Below are 13,447 nucleotides of genomic sequence, written 5' to 3'. Positions count from 1 at the left end.
CGGCACATGCCGAATCCGCTGATTCCCGGGCTGCAGATCCAGCCGCTGCCTTACCACGACCTGCTGCCGCTGCGCGCGACGGACACCCTGCAGACGGTGGTGGTGCATTGCACCGAACTGCCGGACCTGGCAATGGCCCGCCAGTACGGTGAGAAGCCGCTGTACGAAAGCGGGACCGGCAACAGCGGGCACTTCTACATCGATCGCGATGGCAGCGTGTACCAGTACGTGGCCACCGACCGCATCGCCCACCACGTGCGGGGCATGAACGCGACGTCCATCGGCATCGAGCTGGTCAACACGGGCCGCTATCCGGACTGGTTCGACAGCCGTTGCCAGTCCATGCAGGAACCCTACCCCGCCGCGCAGATCGCGGCCCTGCTCGTGCTGGTGCGCGCGCTGGCGGCGCGCCATCCGTCATTGCGCCACATCGTGGGCCACGACGAGCTGGACCTGGAGCAGATCCCGGCCAGCGACGATGCCGCGATCACGGTGGCGCGCAAGCGCGATCCGGGCCCGTTGTTCCCATGGCACGAGGTGCTGGCCGGCGTCCCGCTCCGGCACGCCGTACCGTGAAGGGCGGCGAGCCTGCCCGCCACCACGCATGGATTACGCGCCGGTCGCCACCGGCCGGGCCGGGTCACTGATCCAGCCGCTCCACGAATCGGCGTAGACGCGTGCACCATGCAGGCCGGCCGATTCCATCGCCAGCAACAGATGGCAGGCGGTAACGCCCGATCCACACATCAGCACCACCTGCGCGGGATCATGCGCGCCGATCACCTGCTGCAGTTCGGCGCGCAGCTCATCGGCCGGGCGCATCCTGCCGTCCACCACGTTCAACGCGAACGGACGGTTGACCGCACCGGGTACGTGGCCGGCCACCGGATCCAGCGGCTCCACTGCACCGCGGAAACGTTCGTTGGCGCGTGCATCGACCAGCCAGCCGGCGGCATGCTTCAGCCGCATCGCTACTTCGTCCGCGCTTGCCACCTGGCGGCCATCCAGCCGGCCGGGATACGGCGGCAGGGCGGCGGGGGGGATGACCTTCGTGCTTACCGGCAGACCGGCCTGCTGCCACGCCGCGAAGCCGCCATCAAGCACGGACACCCGGGCATGCCCCATCAAGCGCAGCAGCCACCACAGGCGTGCGGCGGCCATGCTGCCTTCGGCCGCGTCATACACCACCACCTGGGTGTCCGGGCCGATGCCCCAGCGACCGACGGTGGCAGCAAAGGTTGCGCTGTCCGGCAGCGGATGCCGGCCGTGGCCCACGCTGCGCTTGTCTGAAAGATCGTGGTCGAGATCGGCATGCACCGCACCGGGAATGTGCCCGGCGGCGTACTGCGCAGCCCCGGCCTGCGCATCGGTCAGCGAAAACCGCGCATCGACCACGCGCACGGCGGTGCTGGCGGTGGCGCGTGCGTCCACCACGCGGAGCGTATCGGCGTCGAGCATCGCGGCCAATGATGCCGCGTCGACCAGCGGGTTCCAGCGTCCTTCAATGTCGGTCATTGCACTTGCTCCAGGCGACGGCGCAGGTTGTACAGGATGGCTGCGGTGGCGCCCCATATCCGCTGGCCCGGCCAGCTGTATTCAAGGACATGGCGCACGCGCCCGCGATGGGTGATTTCCACGTGGCGCAGGTTGTCCGGAGACATCAGGAAATCCAGCGGCACTTCGAACACATCGGCCACTTCATCAGGAGATGGAATGGGCTTGAAGGCCGGATCGATCACCGCCACCACCGGCGTCACGCGGTAACCGGTGATGGTCACGAACGGGTCCAGATAACCGAGCGCCTGCACCTGGCCGGCCGCCAACGCAATCTCTTCGTTGCTTTCGCGCAACGCCGCGGCAACCGCATCGGCGTCATCGGCTTCGGTGCGGCCGCCGGGAAAACCCACCTGGCCACCATGCTGGCGCAACGCTTCGGTGCGGCGGGTGAGGATCACCTGCGCGCCGGTGGCACGCGGCACGATACCGGCCAGCACGGCCGCTTCGACCAGCGGTCCGGGGGGCAGCAGGTCGATCAGTTCGCTGCGGTTCCAGCCATCACCTTGGGGCGGCGCATCCAGCGGATGCAGCGCGCGCATCAGGCGTTGGTGGTCGGCCAGCGAGCCTTCCAGTGAAGCGCGGAGCTGCTCGCGCAGCGGCAGCCGATGGTGCATGACGTGCTGCCGTTCGCGCTCGCTCATCGACGACCACCGCGCGATTTCGTCGATGCTGCGCAGGCAGCCGGTGCACGACCGATGCGGGTCGAGTTCGCATTTTCCAATGCAGGGACTGGGCACGGCACGTGCTGTATTTTCCGTGGTTTGCACCGCCGTACATTACCGCGAATGGGCCACGGCCGGCACCCGGCGCAAACAAAAACGCGCCGGTGGAAGCCACCGGCGCGTCGGGTAGAACCGTGTTGCTGATTACTTGACGCTGACCAGCTTGATTTCAAACTGCACGGCCACGTTCGGCGGGAACGGGGTACGCGGGTCCGCACCGTAGGCCTGTTCCGGCGGCAGGGTGACTTCCCACTTCGAACCGGCCGGCATCTGCAGCAGGGTCTCGCGCATGGCCTTCATTTCCACTTCGCTCAGCTTCATCGCAGGAATCTGCTGGGCGGGACGGGCTTCAGCCGGGCGGGTGCCATACGGGAACGGACCGGCCACTTCCAGCTGCACGGTGCTGGCCTGGGTCGGCTTGGCGCCGTTGCCGGCTTCGATCACGCGGTACTGCACGCCGCTGGCGAGGGTCTGCACGCCCGACTTGGCCTTGTTGGTGGCCAGGAACTGGGTGCTCTTGGTCTTGTTTTCAGCAGCAGCCTTGTCGTACTCGGCCTTGGCAGCCTGCGCACGACCCTGCTCGCGCTTCTGGAACGCTTCAACGGCCGGCTTCAGCTGGTCGGCGGTGATGGCCGGCTGCTTCTTGGCGTAGGCATCCTGCAGGCCCTTCACCACCGAGTTGATGTCCAGCTGTTCACCGCGACCGGTCAGCTCGGCAAGGTTGTTGCCGTAGTCGTAACCGAAGTAATAGCTGAGCTTGCCCTTTTCGGACGCAACGTCCTGGGCGAAGGCATTGCCCGTCAGGGCCAGGGCCGCGACGGCGACCGCGATAGAACGCAACTTCATCAAACAATTCTCCAGGGGTGGTAACTCAGGGGGCGTTTTCGCCGCCCTGAGGCGACGGGTTAGGATAGCGGCCGCGAGGGGGGTTCCGCTACTGACAACGCAGGCTTTGACCTGACTGCGTTTCAAGAGTTCAACATCACTATTTTTTAACGTTTCTGGAGATTCAGCGTGGCCGACGCCCCGATTGCCGCCCCCGTTGTCGTATTGGACCACGGTTTCATCCGCACCGTGACGGTGCAGCGGCCGGAGAAACTCAATGCGCTCAACGGGGAAACCCTGCGCGCACTGGCTGCAGCCTTCGAGCAGGCCGCCCAGGACCCGGCCGTACGCGTCGTGATCCTGACCGGCGCCGGGCCGAAAGCCTTCGTTGCAGGGGCTGACATCAGCGAGATGAATACCCTCTCGGCCGTGGAGGGACGGGACTTTTCCCTTCTGGGCCAGCGCCTTATGCGTCAGATCGAGCGGATGCCCAAGCCGGTCATCGCGCGCGTCAACGGGTTCGCGCTGGGCGGCGGGCTGGAACTGGCCATGGCCTGCCACCTGCGCATTGCCGTCGATACCGCCCGGCTGGGCCAGCCGGAGATCACCCTGGGACTGATTCCCGGCTTCGGCGGCAGCCGGCGCCTGCTGCGCCTGTGCGGGCGCGCCGCAGCGCTGGAACTGTGCCTGCTGGGCACCCCGATCGATGCCGCGCGGGCGCTGCAACTGGGGCTGGTCAACGAGGTCGCCAGCGCCGATGACCTGGATGCGCGGGTAGCCGGACTTGCCGAGCGGCTGGCAAACGCGGCGCCGCTGGCCGTGCGTGCGCTGCTGGATGCGGTGCACGTGGGCGGTGAATGCAGCCTGGAATCGGGGCTGGAATACGAAAGTGCGCAGTTCGGGCTGCTGTTTGCCACCCAGGACATGCGTGAAGGCACCAGCGCCTTCCTCGAGCGGCGTGCCGCCATGTTCCAGAACCGCTGAACCATGGCCCGCGTGATCGACCCTGCGCTGTTGTTGCAGCGGGTGCTGGCCGACGACCTGGATGGCGCCGTGCAGGCTGGCCTGATGGAGTACGCGCCCGGTGATGCCGATGGCAGCCGGGTGTCCGGGCATCCGGATCTGCCGCAGCGCTTGCTGCAGGCCCAGCACCAGCTGCGCCAGGCCTGGGCGGCACGTGAGCGCTACCGGGCACGCGCGGTACGCCTGGCGCGCCGCGATGCCGAGCGCGACGCGCGCCGTGCACCGCCGCCGGCACCCGACCAGAAGCCCGCCCTGCCCTCTGCCGCCGCGGCGATCCTGGCCCGCGCGAAGGCGCGCGCCGCCGCACCGAAAGGAAACTGATGGCTACCGTCAGCAAGACCGCACGCGCACCCGCGCGGCGTACGGCGAAGATGCCGCGCGCCGACGTGGTGGAAATGTTCACCCGGCTGCGCGAACTCAATCCGCACCCGAAGACCGAACTGGAATACAGCTCGCCGTTCGAGCTGCTGGTGGCCGTGGCACTGTCCGCGCAGGCCACCGACGTAAGCGTCAACAAGGCCACGCGCAAGCTGTTTCCGGTGGCCAACACGCCGCAGGCGATCCTGGACCTGGGCGAGGAAGGACTGAAGCGCTACATCTCCACCATCGGCCTGTTCAACGCCAAGGCGAAGAATGTGATCGCCGCCTGCCGCCTGCTGGTCGAACAGCACGGCAGCGTGGTGCCGCAGGACCGCGCAGCGCTGGAAGCCCTGCCCGGCGTGGGCCGCAAGACCGCCAACGTGGTGCTCAACACTGCCTTCGGGCAGCCGACCATGGCGGTGGATACGCATATTTTCCGCGTTTCCAACCGAACCGGGCTGGCACCGGGCAAGGACGTGCGCGCGGTCGAGGACGGGCTGATGAAGGCGATTCCAGCGGAGTTCCTGCTGGATGCGCACCACTGGTTGATCCTGCACGGGCGCTATGTGTGCAAGGCGCGCAAACCGGACTGTCCGCAGTGCGTGATCCGCGATCTGTGCCGCTTCAAGGACAAGACGCTGGCCGCCTGACGCGGGCACACGCGCTGCCATCGGGACGCAATCCTGCCGTCATATGGGTCGGGCCTGATAGGCACCTTGTTGGTGGGCAAGGCCCCTGGCGGCCGACTGCCGTTCGCGAACTGTCATATTTACGCAATCTTCACGATCTAGCCTGCGCGCATCTTCCCACCTGCCTGCAAGGCTACTTTCTCCATGAAACTGCATCGCCAACTTCTCACTGCGGCCGTTGCGGCTGCGCTGTTCGTCCCGGCCGCCCACGCTGAAGTGGCCATCGATGTGATCGGCGGTTCGGAGATCACCTTCGAAGGCCTGGTCCAGGCCGATGGCAACTGGTTCGACAACGATGTAGCCGACCTCAACGGCGGCGATGCAGCCAACGGCAAGGACAGCGAGTTCGAGCTGCGCCGCGCCGAACTGGTGCTCAAGGGCAAGGGCCCGGGCAACGTGGAATGGGTGGTCGGCTACGACGCCAAGGCCGACAAGTTCCTCGACACCAACATCAAGTACAAGCTGGGCGGCAACAGCAACCACTACCTGCAGCTGGGCCAGTACAAGCAGCCCAACAGCCTGGAAGAGCTGTCCAGCACCAAGAACAACGACTTCATCTCCAAGGCCGCCGTCACCAACACCTACGCGGTGGCGCGTCGCCTCGGCGGCGCCTGGGGCTACGGCCAGGACAACTGGTCGGTGACCGCCAGCGCCTTCGGCCGCGAACTGACCCGCAACCTGGCCCACGGCAGCGGCTACGGCGCGCGCGGCACCTTCGCCCCGATCAACGAAAAGGGCCAGGTGCTGCATTTCGGCCTGAGCTACGTGGCCTACGACACCGACGCAGATACCCTGCGCGTGCGTGCCCGTCCGAACGCCGACCTGGCCACCGTGCGCCTCGTCGACAGCGGCAACATGGTCGACACCGACCGCGTCACCACGCTGGGCGTGGAAGCGATGTACATCGGCGGCCCGTTCAAGGCGCAGGGTGAGTACTACAGCAGCAAGGCCAAGCGCATGGCCAACGACAACTACACCAGCGATGGCTTCTATGTCAGTGGCCTGTGGAACATCACCGGCGAGACCTGGGGCTACAAGGGCGGCGTGCCGGGCACCGGCCTGCCGGACAACCCGGGCAGCGGCATGTGGCAGCTTGGCGCACGTTACGACCACATGGACCTCAACGACGGCAACCTGAGCGCCAACCCGGTCGCCGGTCGTCCGCCGATCGTGGACGGCGTGCTGGGCGGCAAGATGGATATCTGGACCGTGGGCGTGAACTACTACTGGCGTTCCAACACCAAGTTCGCGCTGAACTACGTGATGGTGGACAGCCAGAAGTACAGCTCCAGCGCGCGTGGCTTCGTCAACGACGACCCGAACATCCTGGAAGCGCGCCTGCAGTTCTTCTGGTAAGCCCCGCAGTTGCAGTCAGCTGATCGTGGAGGGCACGGCATTGCGCCGTGCCCTTCTGCGTTTGCGGGCCCATCGGCCGCGGAAGCTTTTTCGCGCTGTCATGGATGCGTCATGTGACAGTCGCGTTGGTGTCACGCAATCGTTATGGAATGTGCAGCGACACGACGGGTACTCACCCGTCCACCACCCAGGAGCCATCCCCGTGATCCACGCCTTCAAGTCGCGCGCCGCCGTCGCCATCCTGGCCGCGTCGTCCGTCTTCGCCGCCAACGCCGCTGATGTGACCGGCGCCGGCGCGTCCTTCATCTTCCCCGTGATGTCCAAGTGGTCGGCCGATTACACCGTCGCCACCGGCAAGAAGGTCAATTACCAGTCCATCGGTTCCGGCGGTGGCATCGCGCAGATCAAGGCCGCCACGGTCGACTTCGGTTCCTCCGATGCCCCGCTGAAGCCGGAAGAACTGGCGGCTGCAGGCCTGGCCCAGTTCCCGTCGGTGATCGGCGGCGTGGTGCCGGTGATCAACGTGGCCGGCATCGCCCCGGGCGCGCTGAAGCTGGATGGCGCCACCCTGGCCAACATCTTCCTGGGCAAGATCAAGACCTGGAACGACCCGGCCATCGCCGCGCTGAACCCGGGCCTGACCCTGCCGGCCGCGAAGGTCACCATCGTCCACCGTTCGGACGGTTCGGGCACCACCTTCAACTTCGTCAACTACCTGTCCAAGGTCAGCCCGGAGTGGAAGACCAAGGTCGGTGAAGGCACCTCGGTCCAGTGGCCGGCCGGCATCGGCGGCAAGGGCAACGAAGGCGTCGCTGCCTACGTCAAGCAGATCAAGGGCGGCATCGGCTACGTCGAACTGTCCTACGCCCTGCAGAACCGCATGTCCTATGCATCGATGAAGAACGCCGCCGGCAATGTCGTGCAGCCGTCGGACACCACCTTCGCCGCTGCGGCCGCCAGCGCCGACTGGGCCAACGCCAAGGACTTCTACCTGGTGATGACCAACGCTCCGGGCGCCCAGGCCTGGCCGATCACTGCCACCAACTTCATCCTGGTGCGCAAGCAGCCGCGCAACGTGGCCAACGCCAAGGCAACCCAGGACTTCTTCCGCTGGATCTACAAGAGCGGTGACAACCAGGCCAAGCAGCTGGACTACGTGCCGCTGCCGGACAGCCTGGTGCAGCAGATCGAAACGTATTGGACGCAGAACCTGAAGTACTGATCCATCGAGGCATGGGGCCGGCGGGGACTCTCTCCCTCCGCCGGCCCTTTCCGGGGCGCGCGACCTTCCAGGGTTGCGCGTTTTTTTTTGCGCCCGGTCTTCCTGCATGCACGCGGTGCCGTGTGGGGTAGTGCAGGACACGCCGCAAGTGCGTCCTTGTAGGCTGCGACGCCGCATCCATGCGGCTCAGCGTCCTGCACTACCCCACCCGGCACCGCTGGGACAGACTGCGGGCGCGGTTGGGGGTGAAAGGCGAGAGCAGAAGCCGCGCAGTTCGGGTGGCGCAGGTGGCTTGGCTGGACGGCGCGGGGTCGTGAAAGGCCCGTCAACAGGGGCGCTGCGGGTAGGCTGTCACCTGCGTCATCAGGTTGTAACAAAAACATCATTTCATAGCCGCAACCGCCGGACAGACCGGCAACCTACCGCTATGGAGTGACGCATGAAACTGCAGAAGGCCGGCCTGGCCACCCTTTCCCTGGCCATTGCCCTCGGCCTGTCGGCCTGCGGCGGCAACGAAGCACCGACCGCCCAGCAGCCGGCTGACGGCTCCACCGCTGCGGCCCCGGCCGCCGGTGACAAGGTCAGCGCCGAAGTCTCCGGCGCCGGCGCTTCCTTCATCTTCCCGCTGGTGTCCAAGTGGTCGGCCGATTACAACGCCGCCAGCGGCGCCAGGATCAACTACCAGTCGATCGGCTCCGGCGGCGGCATCGCGCAGATCAAGGCCGGCACCGTCGATTTCGGTTCGTCGGACAAGCCGCTGAGCAGCGAAGAGCTGGCCCAGTCCGGCCTGGCGCAGTTCCCGTCGGCCATCGGCGGCGTGGTGCCGGTGGTCAACATCGAAGGTCTGGAGCCGGGCAAGCTGCGCCTGAGTGGCACCCTGCTGGCAGACATCTTCCTCGGCAAGATCAAGACCTGGAACGACCCGGCGATCATTGCCGCCAACCCGGGCGTGACCCTGCCGGAAGGCAAGATCACCCTGGTCCACCGCTCCGACGGTTCGGGCACCACCTTCAACTTCACCAACTACCTGTCCAAGGTCAGCGCGGACTGGAAGGGCAAGGTCGGCGAAGGCACCTCCGTGCAGTGGCCGGACGGCGTGGGTGGCAAGGGCAACGAAGGCGTGGCTTCGTACGTGAAGCAGATCAAGGGCTCCATCGGCTACGTCGAACTGGCCTACGCCCTGCAGAACAGCATGCCGTACACCTCCATGCAGAACGCGGCCGGCACCTGGGTGCAGCCGAGCGCTGAAACCTTCGCCGCCGCGGCCGCCAGCGCCGACTGGGCCAGCGCCAAGGACTTCAACCTGGTCATCACCAATGCACCGGGTGAGCAGGCCTGGCCGATCACCGCCACCAACTTCATGCTGATGCAGAAGCAGCCCAAGGATGCCAAGCGCAACCAGGACGCGCTGGCGTTCTTCAAGTGGGCCTTCGAAAACGGCCAGACCCAGGCCAACGAGCTGCACTACGTGCCGCTGCCGGCCGAGCTGGTCACCCAGATCGAAGCCTACTGGGGCACCGAACTGAAGTGATGCCCGCACGGTGCCCGCCCCGCGCGGGCACCGTCCTTCTGCGTACCGCATCACCCCGCCCCCAACTGGCCGCGCCGCCCATCCCATGAATGCCATCGCACAGCCTGCCGCCGTACCTTCCACGCGTGATACGCGTGATGCCCGCAACGACCGCCTGTTCCGCTGGGTGCTGGTCGGCACCGTCATCTTCGTCCTGGCCGCGCTGGCCTGCGCCGCGCTGTCGATGCTGTGGGGCGGTCGCCACGCCCTGGAAGCGCAGGGCCTGAGCTTCTTCTACTCCTCCGAATGGAATCCGGTGGAGAACAAATTCGGTGCGCTGGCACCGATCTACGGCACCCTGGTCACCGCGCTGATCGCCATGGTCATCGCCGTACCGGTGAGCTTCGGCATCGCCTTCTTCCTGACCGAAGTCGCCCCGCGCTGGCTGCGTGGCCCGGTTGGGACCGCCATCGAACTGCTGGCCGGCATTCCTTCCATCATCTACGGCATGTGGGGCCTGTTCGTGCTGGTGCCGGTGATGACCGAGCATGTGACCCCCTTCCTCAACGAAACCCTGGGCGAATGGCCGATCATCGGTCCGATGTTCCAGGGTCCGCCGCTGGGCATCGGCATGCTCACCGCCGGTTTCGTGCTGGCCATCATGGTCATTCCGTTCATCTCTTCGGTGATGCGCGAAGTATTCCTGACCGTGCCGACCCGCCTGAAGGAATCGGCGTATGCGCTGGGTTCGACCAAGTGGGAAGTCAGCTGGGACATCGTGCTGCCCTACACCCGTTCGGCGGTGATCGGCGGCATCTTCCTCGGCCTGGGGCGCGCCCTGGGCGAGACCATGGCCGTGGCCTTCGTGATCGGCAACAGCGTGCGCCTGTCGCCGTCGCTGCTGGAGCCGGGTACCACCATCGCCGCGCTGATCGCCAATGACTTCGGCGAAGCCACCGAAACCTACCGTTCGGCGCTGCTGCTGCTCGGCTTCGTATTGTTCATCGTCACCTTCGTGGTGCTCGCCATCGCCCGCCTGATGTTGATGCGCCTGTCCCGCAAGGAGGGCAACTGATGTCCACTGCCACTGAATCGCTGTACCTGCGCCGCCGCATCGGCAACGTCATCGCGATCCTGCTGTCCGTCGTCACCGCGCTGTTCGGCCTGTTCTTCCTCGGCTGGATCCTGTGGACGCTGTTTTCCAAGGGCATCCCGGGCATCAACTGGGCGCTGTTCACCCAGATGACCCCGCCGCCCATGCAGGAAGGTGGCCTGGCCAATGCCTTCTACGGCAGCGCGGTGATGTGCGCCATGGCGATCGGCATCGGCACCCCGCTGGGCGTGCTGGCCGGCACCTGGCTGGCCGAGTACGGCAACTTCCGCAAGGCCGGCACCGTGGTCCGCTTCGTCAACGACATCCTGCTGTCGGCCCCGTCGATCGTGCTCGGCCTGTTCGTCTACACGCTGTTCGTGATGCAGACCGGCGGCAGCTTCTCCGCCTTCGCCGGTGCGCTGGCGCTGGCCTTCATCGTGCTGCCGGTCGTGGTACGCACCACCGACGAAATGCTGCGCCTGGTGCCTTCGCAGATGCGCGAAGCGGCGCTTTCGCTGGGCATCCCGCAGTGGAAGGTCACCGTGCAGGTGCTGTACCGCAGCGCGTCGGCCGGCATCGTCACCGGCATCCTGCTGGCGCTGGCACGCATTTCCGGCGAGACCGCCCCGCTGCTGTTCACCGCCTTCGGCAACCAGTACTGGAGCAGCAACGTGTTCCAGCCGATGGCCTCGGTGCCGGTGGTGATGAACCAGTTCGCCGGCAGCCCGTACGAATCCTGGCAGGTGCTGGCCTGGGCCGGCGCGCTGGTGCTGACCGTCTTCGTGCTCCTTATCAGCCTGAGCGCACGCGGCATCCTGCTGCGCAACCGTATCTCCCATGACTGACCTTTCCGCGGACACTGCCATGAACGATCTTTCCAACGCCGTGCCGATGCAGCGCATCGTGGTGCCGGCCTCGCATGAATCGCTTGCCACCCCGGCGCCGGTCAAGCTGGCCGCGCGTGGACTGGACTTCTACTACGACAAGTTCCATGCCCTGAAGGGCATCGACATCGAAGTGCCGGAAAAGCGCGTCACCGCGCTGATCGGTCCGTCCGGCTGCGGCAAGTCGACCCTGCTGCGCATCTTCAACCGCATCTACGCCCTGTACCCGAAGCTGGAAGCGCGCGGCGAAGTGCTGCTGGACGGTGAGAACATCCTGTCGCCGAAGTACCCGATGAACCGCCTGCGCAGCAAGGTCGGCATGGTGTTCCAGAAGCCGGTTCCGTTCCCGATGACCATCTTCGAGAACGTGGCCTACGGCATCCGCCACCACGAGAAACTGTCCAAGGCGGACATGAACGACCGCGTCGAACATGCGCTGCGCCAGGGCGCGCTGTGGGACGAAGTGAAGGACAAGCTGGGCCAGAGCGCATTGGGCCTGTCCGGTGGCCAGCAGCAGCGCCTGTGCATCGCACGCGCGGTCGCCCTGCGCCCGGACGTGCTGCTGCTGGACGAACCGACCTCCGCGCTGGATCCGATCTCCACCAGCCGCATCGAACAGCTGGTGGAAGAGCTCAAGCACGATTACACCATCGTCATCGTGACCCACAACATGCAGCAGGCCGCGCGTGTTTCGGACTACACCGCCTTCATGTACCTGGGCGACCTGATCGAGCATGACCGGACCGAGGTGATCTTCTCGCAGCCCAGCAAGCAGCAGACCGAAGACTACATCACCGGCCGCTTCGGCTGATCCGCCGCACGCCCCCTTCCGAGAGCACAGACATGAACCTTCCCAACGACCACATCGTCAAGAGTTACGACGAAGAGCAGCAGCGCCTGGTGGCCGAAATCGTGCGCATGGGCGAGATGGCCGTGGCCCAGCTCGAGGCGTCGATGGACGTGATCGAGAAGCGCGACGAGAATGCCGCCCGCCGCATCATCGCCAACGACGAAGCCATCGACGCGCTGGAACAGCAGATCAGCCACGACGTCATGCGCCTGTCGCTGCGTGGCCCGATGGCGCGCGACCTGCGCGAGATCCTCGCCGGCCTGCGCATCCCGGCCGATATCGAACGCATCGGCGACTATGCCGCCAACGTGGCCAAGCGCTCCATCGCGCTGGGCAAGGTGCCGCCGCTGCCGCAGATCCAGGGCCTGCGTGCGCTGGGCCGGCTGGCCGCGGTGCAGGTGCGCCGGGCCATCGAAGCCTACCGGGACAACGACGTGGACGCGGCGCTGGCGCTGCGCGAGGACGACGCACGGCTGGATGCGCAGTACACCGCGCTGTTCCGCGAGCTGCTGACCTACATGATGGAAGACCCGCGCAACATCACCCCGTGCACCCACCTGCTGTTCATGGCCAAGAACCTGGAGCGGGTCGGCGACCACGCCACCAACATCGCCGAGAACGTCTGGTTCCTGGTGCATGGCGAGCAGCCGCTGCCGCCGCGCGAGAAGCGCGACGAGACCTCCAGCGCCGGCGACATCTGAGCCCCGCCGAAGACACTGCCGCATGACGACCGCTGCCCTTGGGTGGCGGTTTTTTTTTGGCGTAATCGGCTCGTAAATGGCACGGATTTGCCGAGGATTGCGCCGCTGGACCGGTCCTGTTCCTCCGCGTAAAGGCGGCTGGCAGAGGCTTTGCGCCACTTGTAACGAAACGTTTTGATTCCAGTGATGATTCCGGGACCAGCGCCTTTGCAGTCTTGCCGTGCCACGCGACGTGCGGGCCATTCTTTCCACTGCAAGGGAACTACCACGATGACGAACTCCTCCAAGCACATGAAGCTGCTCGCCGCGAGTGCACTGGCCGCCGGCCTGGGTATCACCGGCGCGGCTTCGGCACTGAGCCAGCAGCACCTGAGCCAAGGCTACCAGGTGGCTGGCGCTGCGACGGCCCCGGCCGCGGCCAAGGCGGCCGAGGGCAAGTGCGGCGAAGGCAAGTGCGGTGCGAGCAAGGTCAAGCACGCCGAAGGCGCCTGCGGCGCAGCCACGACCGGGCCGGCGCAAGCGCCGCGCGGTGCGGCGATGATGCCGGCCAGCGTCTCCAAGCAGACCGAGGGCAAGTGCGGCGAAGGCAAGTGCGGTGCAAGCAAGGTCAAGCACGCCGAAGGCGCCTGCGGCGCAGCCACGACCGGGCCGGCGC

15 protein-coding genes are annotated in these 13,447 nt (G+C 66.3%); 12 read left to right on the top strand and 3 right to left on the bottom strand.

The genetic code is table 11. The features are described 5' to 3' along the window. Window positions 1-6: 6 nt before the first annotated feature. Window positions 7-576 carry an N-acetylmuramoyl-L-alanine amidase gene (locus RTX79_RS16190; protein WP_312684772.1) on the top strand — a complete coding sequence of 190 codons (570 nt, stop codon included), beginning with the start codon at window positions 7-9 and terminating at the stop codon, window positions 574-576. Window positions 577-609: 33 nt separating this feature from the next. Here the strand turns inward: RTX79_RS16190 and RTX79_RS16185 are convergent, their stop codons facing one another. The 3 genes from RTX79_RS16185 to RTX79_RS16175 all read right to left on the bottom strand — a co-directional run bounded on the left by RTX79_RS16185 (window position 610) and on the right by RTX79_RS16175 (window position 3,125). Beyond that, the gene (locus tag RTX79_RS16185; RefSeq protein WP_312684771.1) at window positions 610-1,515 is read right to left on the bottom strand and encodes a sulfurtransferase; all 906 of its coding nucleotides are present in this window, start codon (window positions 1,513-1,515) and stop codon (window positions 610-612) included. Then, a complete protein-coding gene (locus RTX79_RS16180; RefSeq protein WP_312684770.1) occupies window positions 1,512-2,324 on the bottom strand; it encodes a CoA pyrophosphatase in 813 nt (270 codons plus the stop codon). The genes RTX79_RS16185 and RTX79_RS16180 overlap by 4 nt, the downstream gene beginning before the upstream one ends. A gap of 99 nt (window positions 2,325-2,423) precedes the next feature. Next, entirely contained in the window at window positions 2,424-3,125 is a 702-nt protein-coding gene (locus tag RTX79_RS16175; RefSeq protein ID WP_057507738.1) for an FKBP-type peptidyl-prolyl cis-trans isomerase N-terminal domain-containing protein, read from the bottom strand. Between the two features lie 168 nt (window positions 3,126-3,293). Between RTX79_RS16175 and RTX79_RS16170 the strand changes: the two genes are divergently transcribed. The 11 genes from RTX79_RS16170 to RTX79_RS16120 form a co-directional block, all read left to right on the top strand. After that, window positions 3,294-4,088: an enoyl-CoA hydratase-related protein gene (locus RTX79_RS16170; protein WP_428696025.1), complete on the top strand. Its 795-nt coding sequence runs from the start codon at window positions 3,294-3,296 to the stop codon at window positions 4,086-4,088. Window positions 4,089-4,091: 3 nt separating this feature from the next. Further along, window positions 4,092-4,448 carry a hypothetical protein gene (locus tag RTX79_RS16165; RefSeq protein ID WP_312684769.1) on the top strand — a complete coding sequence of 119 codons (357 nt, stop codon included), beginning with the start codon at window positions 4,092-4,094 and terminating at the stop codon, window positions 4,446-4,448. Further along, window positions 4,448-5,137 (top strand): endonuclease III, encoded by a 690-nt coding sequence (nth, locus tag RTX79_RS16160; protein ID WP_312684767.1) that lies wholly within the window; start codon window positions 4,448-4,450, stop codon window positions 5,135-5,137. The genes RTX79_RS16165 and nth overlap by 1 nt, the downstream gene beginning before the upstream one ends. A gap of 183 nt (window positions 5,138-5,320) precedes the next feature. Beyond that, the gene (locus tag RTX79_RS16155) at window positions 5,321-6,532 is read left to right on the top strand and encodes an OprO/OprP family phosphate-selective porin (protein ID WP_312684765.1); all 1,212 of its coding nucleotides are present in this window, start codon (window positions 5,321-5,323) and stop codon (window positions 6,530-6,532) included. A gap of 202 nt (window positions 6,533-6,734) precedes the next feature. Continuing rightward, a complete protein-coding gene (pstS, locus tag RTX79_RS16150) occupies window positions 6,735-7,754 on the top strand; it encodes a phosphate ABC transporter substrate-binding protein PstS (RefSeq protein WP_042614357.1) in 1,020 nt (339 codons plus the stop codon). A 439-nt stretch (window positions 7,755-8,193) separates the two neighbouring features. Continuing rightward, entirely contained in the window at window positions 8,194-9,285 is a 1,092-nt protein-coding gene (gene pstS, locus RTX79_RS16145) for a phosphate ABC transporter substrate-binding protein PstS (protein WP_312684764.1), read from the top strand. Between the two features lie 85 nt (window positions 9,286-9,370). Further along, complete coding sequence (gene pstC / locus RTX79_RS16140) at window positions 9,371-10,339, top strand: phosphate ABC transporter permease subunit PstC (RefSeq protein WP_123699440.1); 969 nt, start codon at window positions 9,371-9,373, stop codon at window positions 10,337-10,339. Next, window positions 10,339-11,202 carry a phosphate ABC transporter permease PstA gene (pstA, locus tag RTX79_RS16135; RefSeq protein WP_057507732.1) on the top strand — a complete coding sequence of 288 codons (864 nt, stop codon included), beginning with the start codon at window positions 10,339-10,341 and terminating at the stop codon, window positions 11,200-11,202. The genes pstC and pstA overlap by 1 nt, the downstream gene beginning before the upstream one ends. 19 nt (window positions 11,203-11,221) lie before the next feature. After that, window positions 11,222-12,052 carry a phosphate ABC transporter ATP-binding protein PstB gene (gene pstB, locus RTX79_RS16130; RefSeq protein ID WP_101100120.1) on the top strand — a complete coding sequence of 277 codons (831 nt, stop codon included), beginning with the start codon at window positions 11,222-11,224 and terminating at the stop codon, window positions 12,050-12,052. A gap of 32 nt (window positions 12,053-12,084) precedes the next feature. Beyond that, window positions 12,085-12,792 (top strand): phosphate signaling complex protein PhoU, encoded by a 708-nt coding sequence (phoU, locus tag RTX79_RS16125; RefSeq protein WP_312684763.1) that lies wholly within the window; start codon window positions 12,085-12,087, stop codon window positions 12,790-12,792. 270 nt (window positions 12,793-13,062) lie between these two features. Beyond that, window positions 13,063-13,447, top strand: a 385-nt coding sequence (locus RTX79_RS16120; RefSeq protein ID WP_312684762.1) for an HvfA family oxazolone/thioamide-modified RiPP metallophore, incomplete at its 3' end; no start/stop codon positions are given.

Origin of the sequence: Stenotrophomonas chelatiphaga, assembly GCF_032054965.1 — a bacterium.
GTDB classification, from domain to species: Bacteria; Pseudomonadota; Gammaproteobacteria; order Xanthomonadales; family Xanthomonadaceae; genus Stenotrophomonas; species Stenotrophomonas chelatiphaga.
Note: the sequence above shows the minus strand (reverse complement) of the source record. Positions and strands in the feature narration are given on the sequence as shown.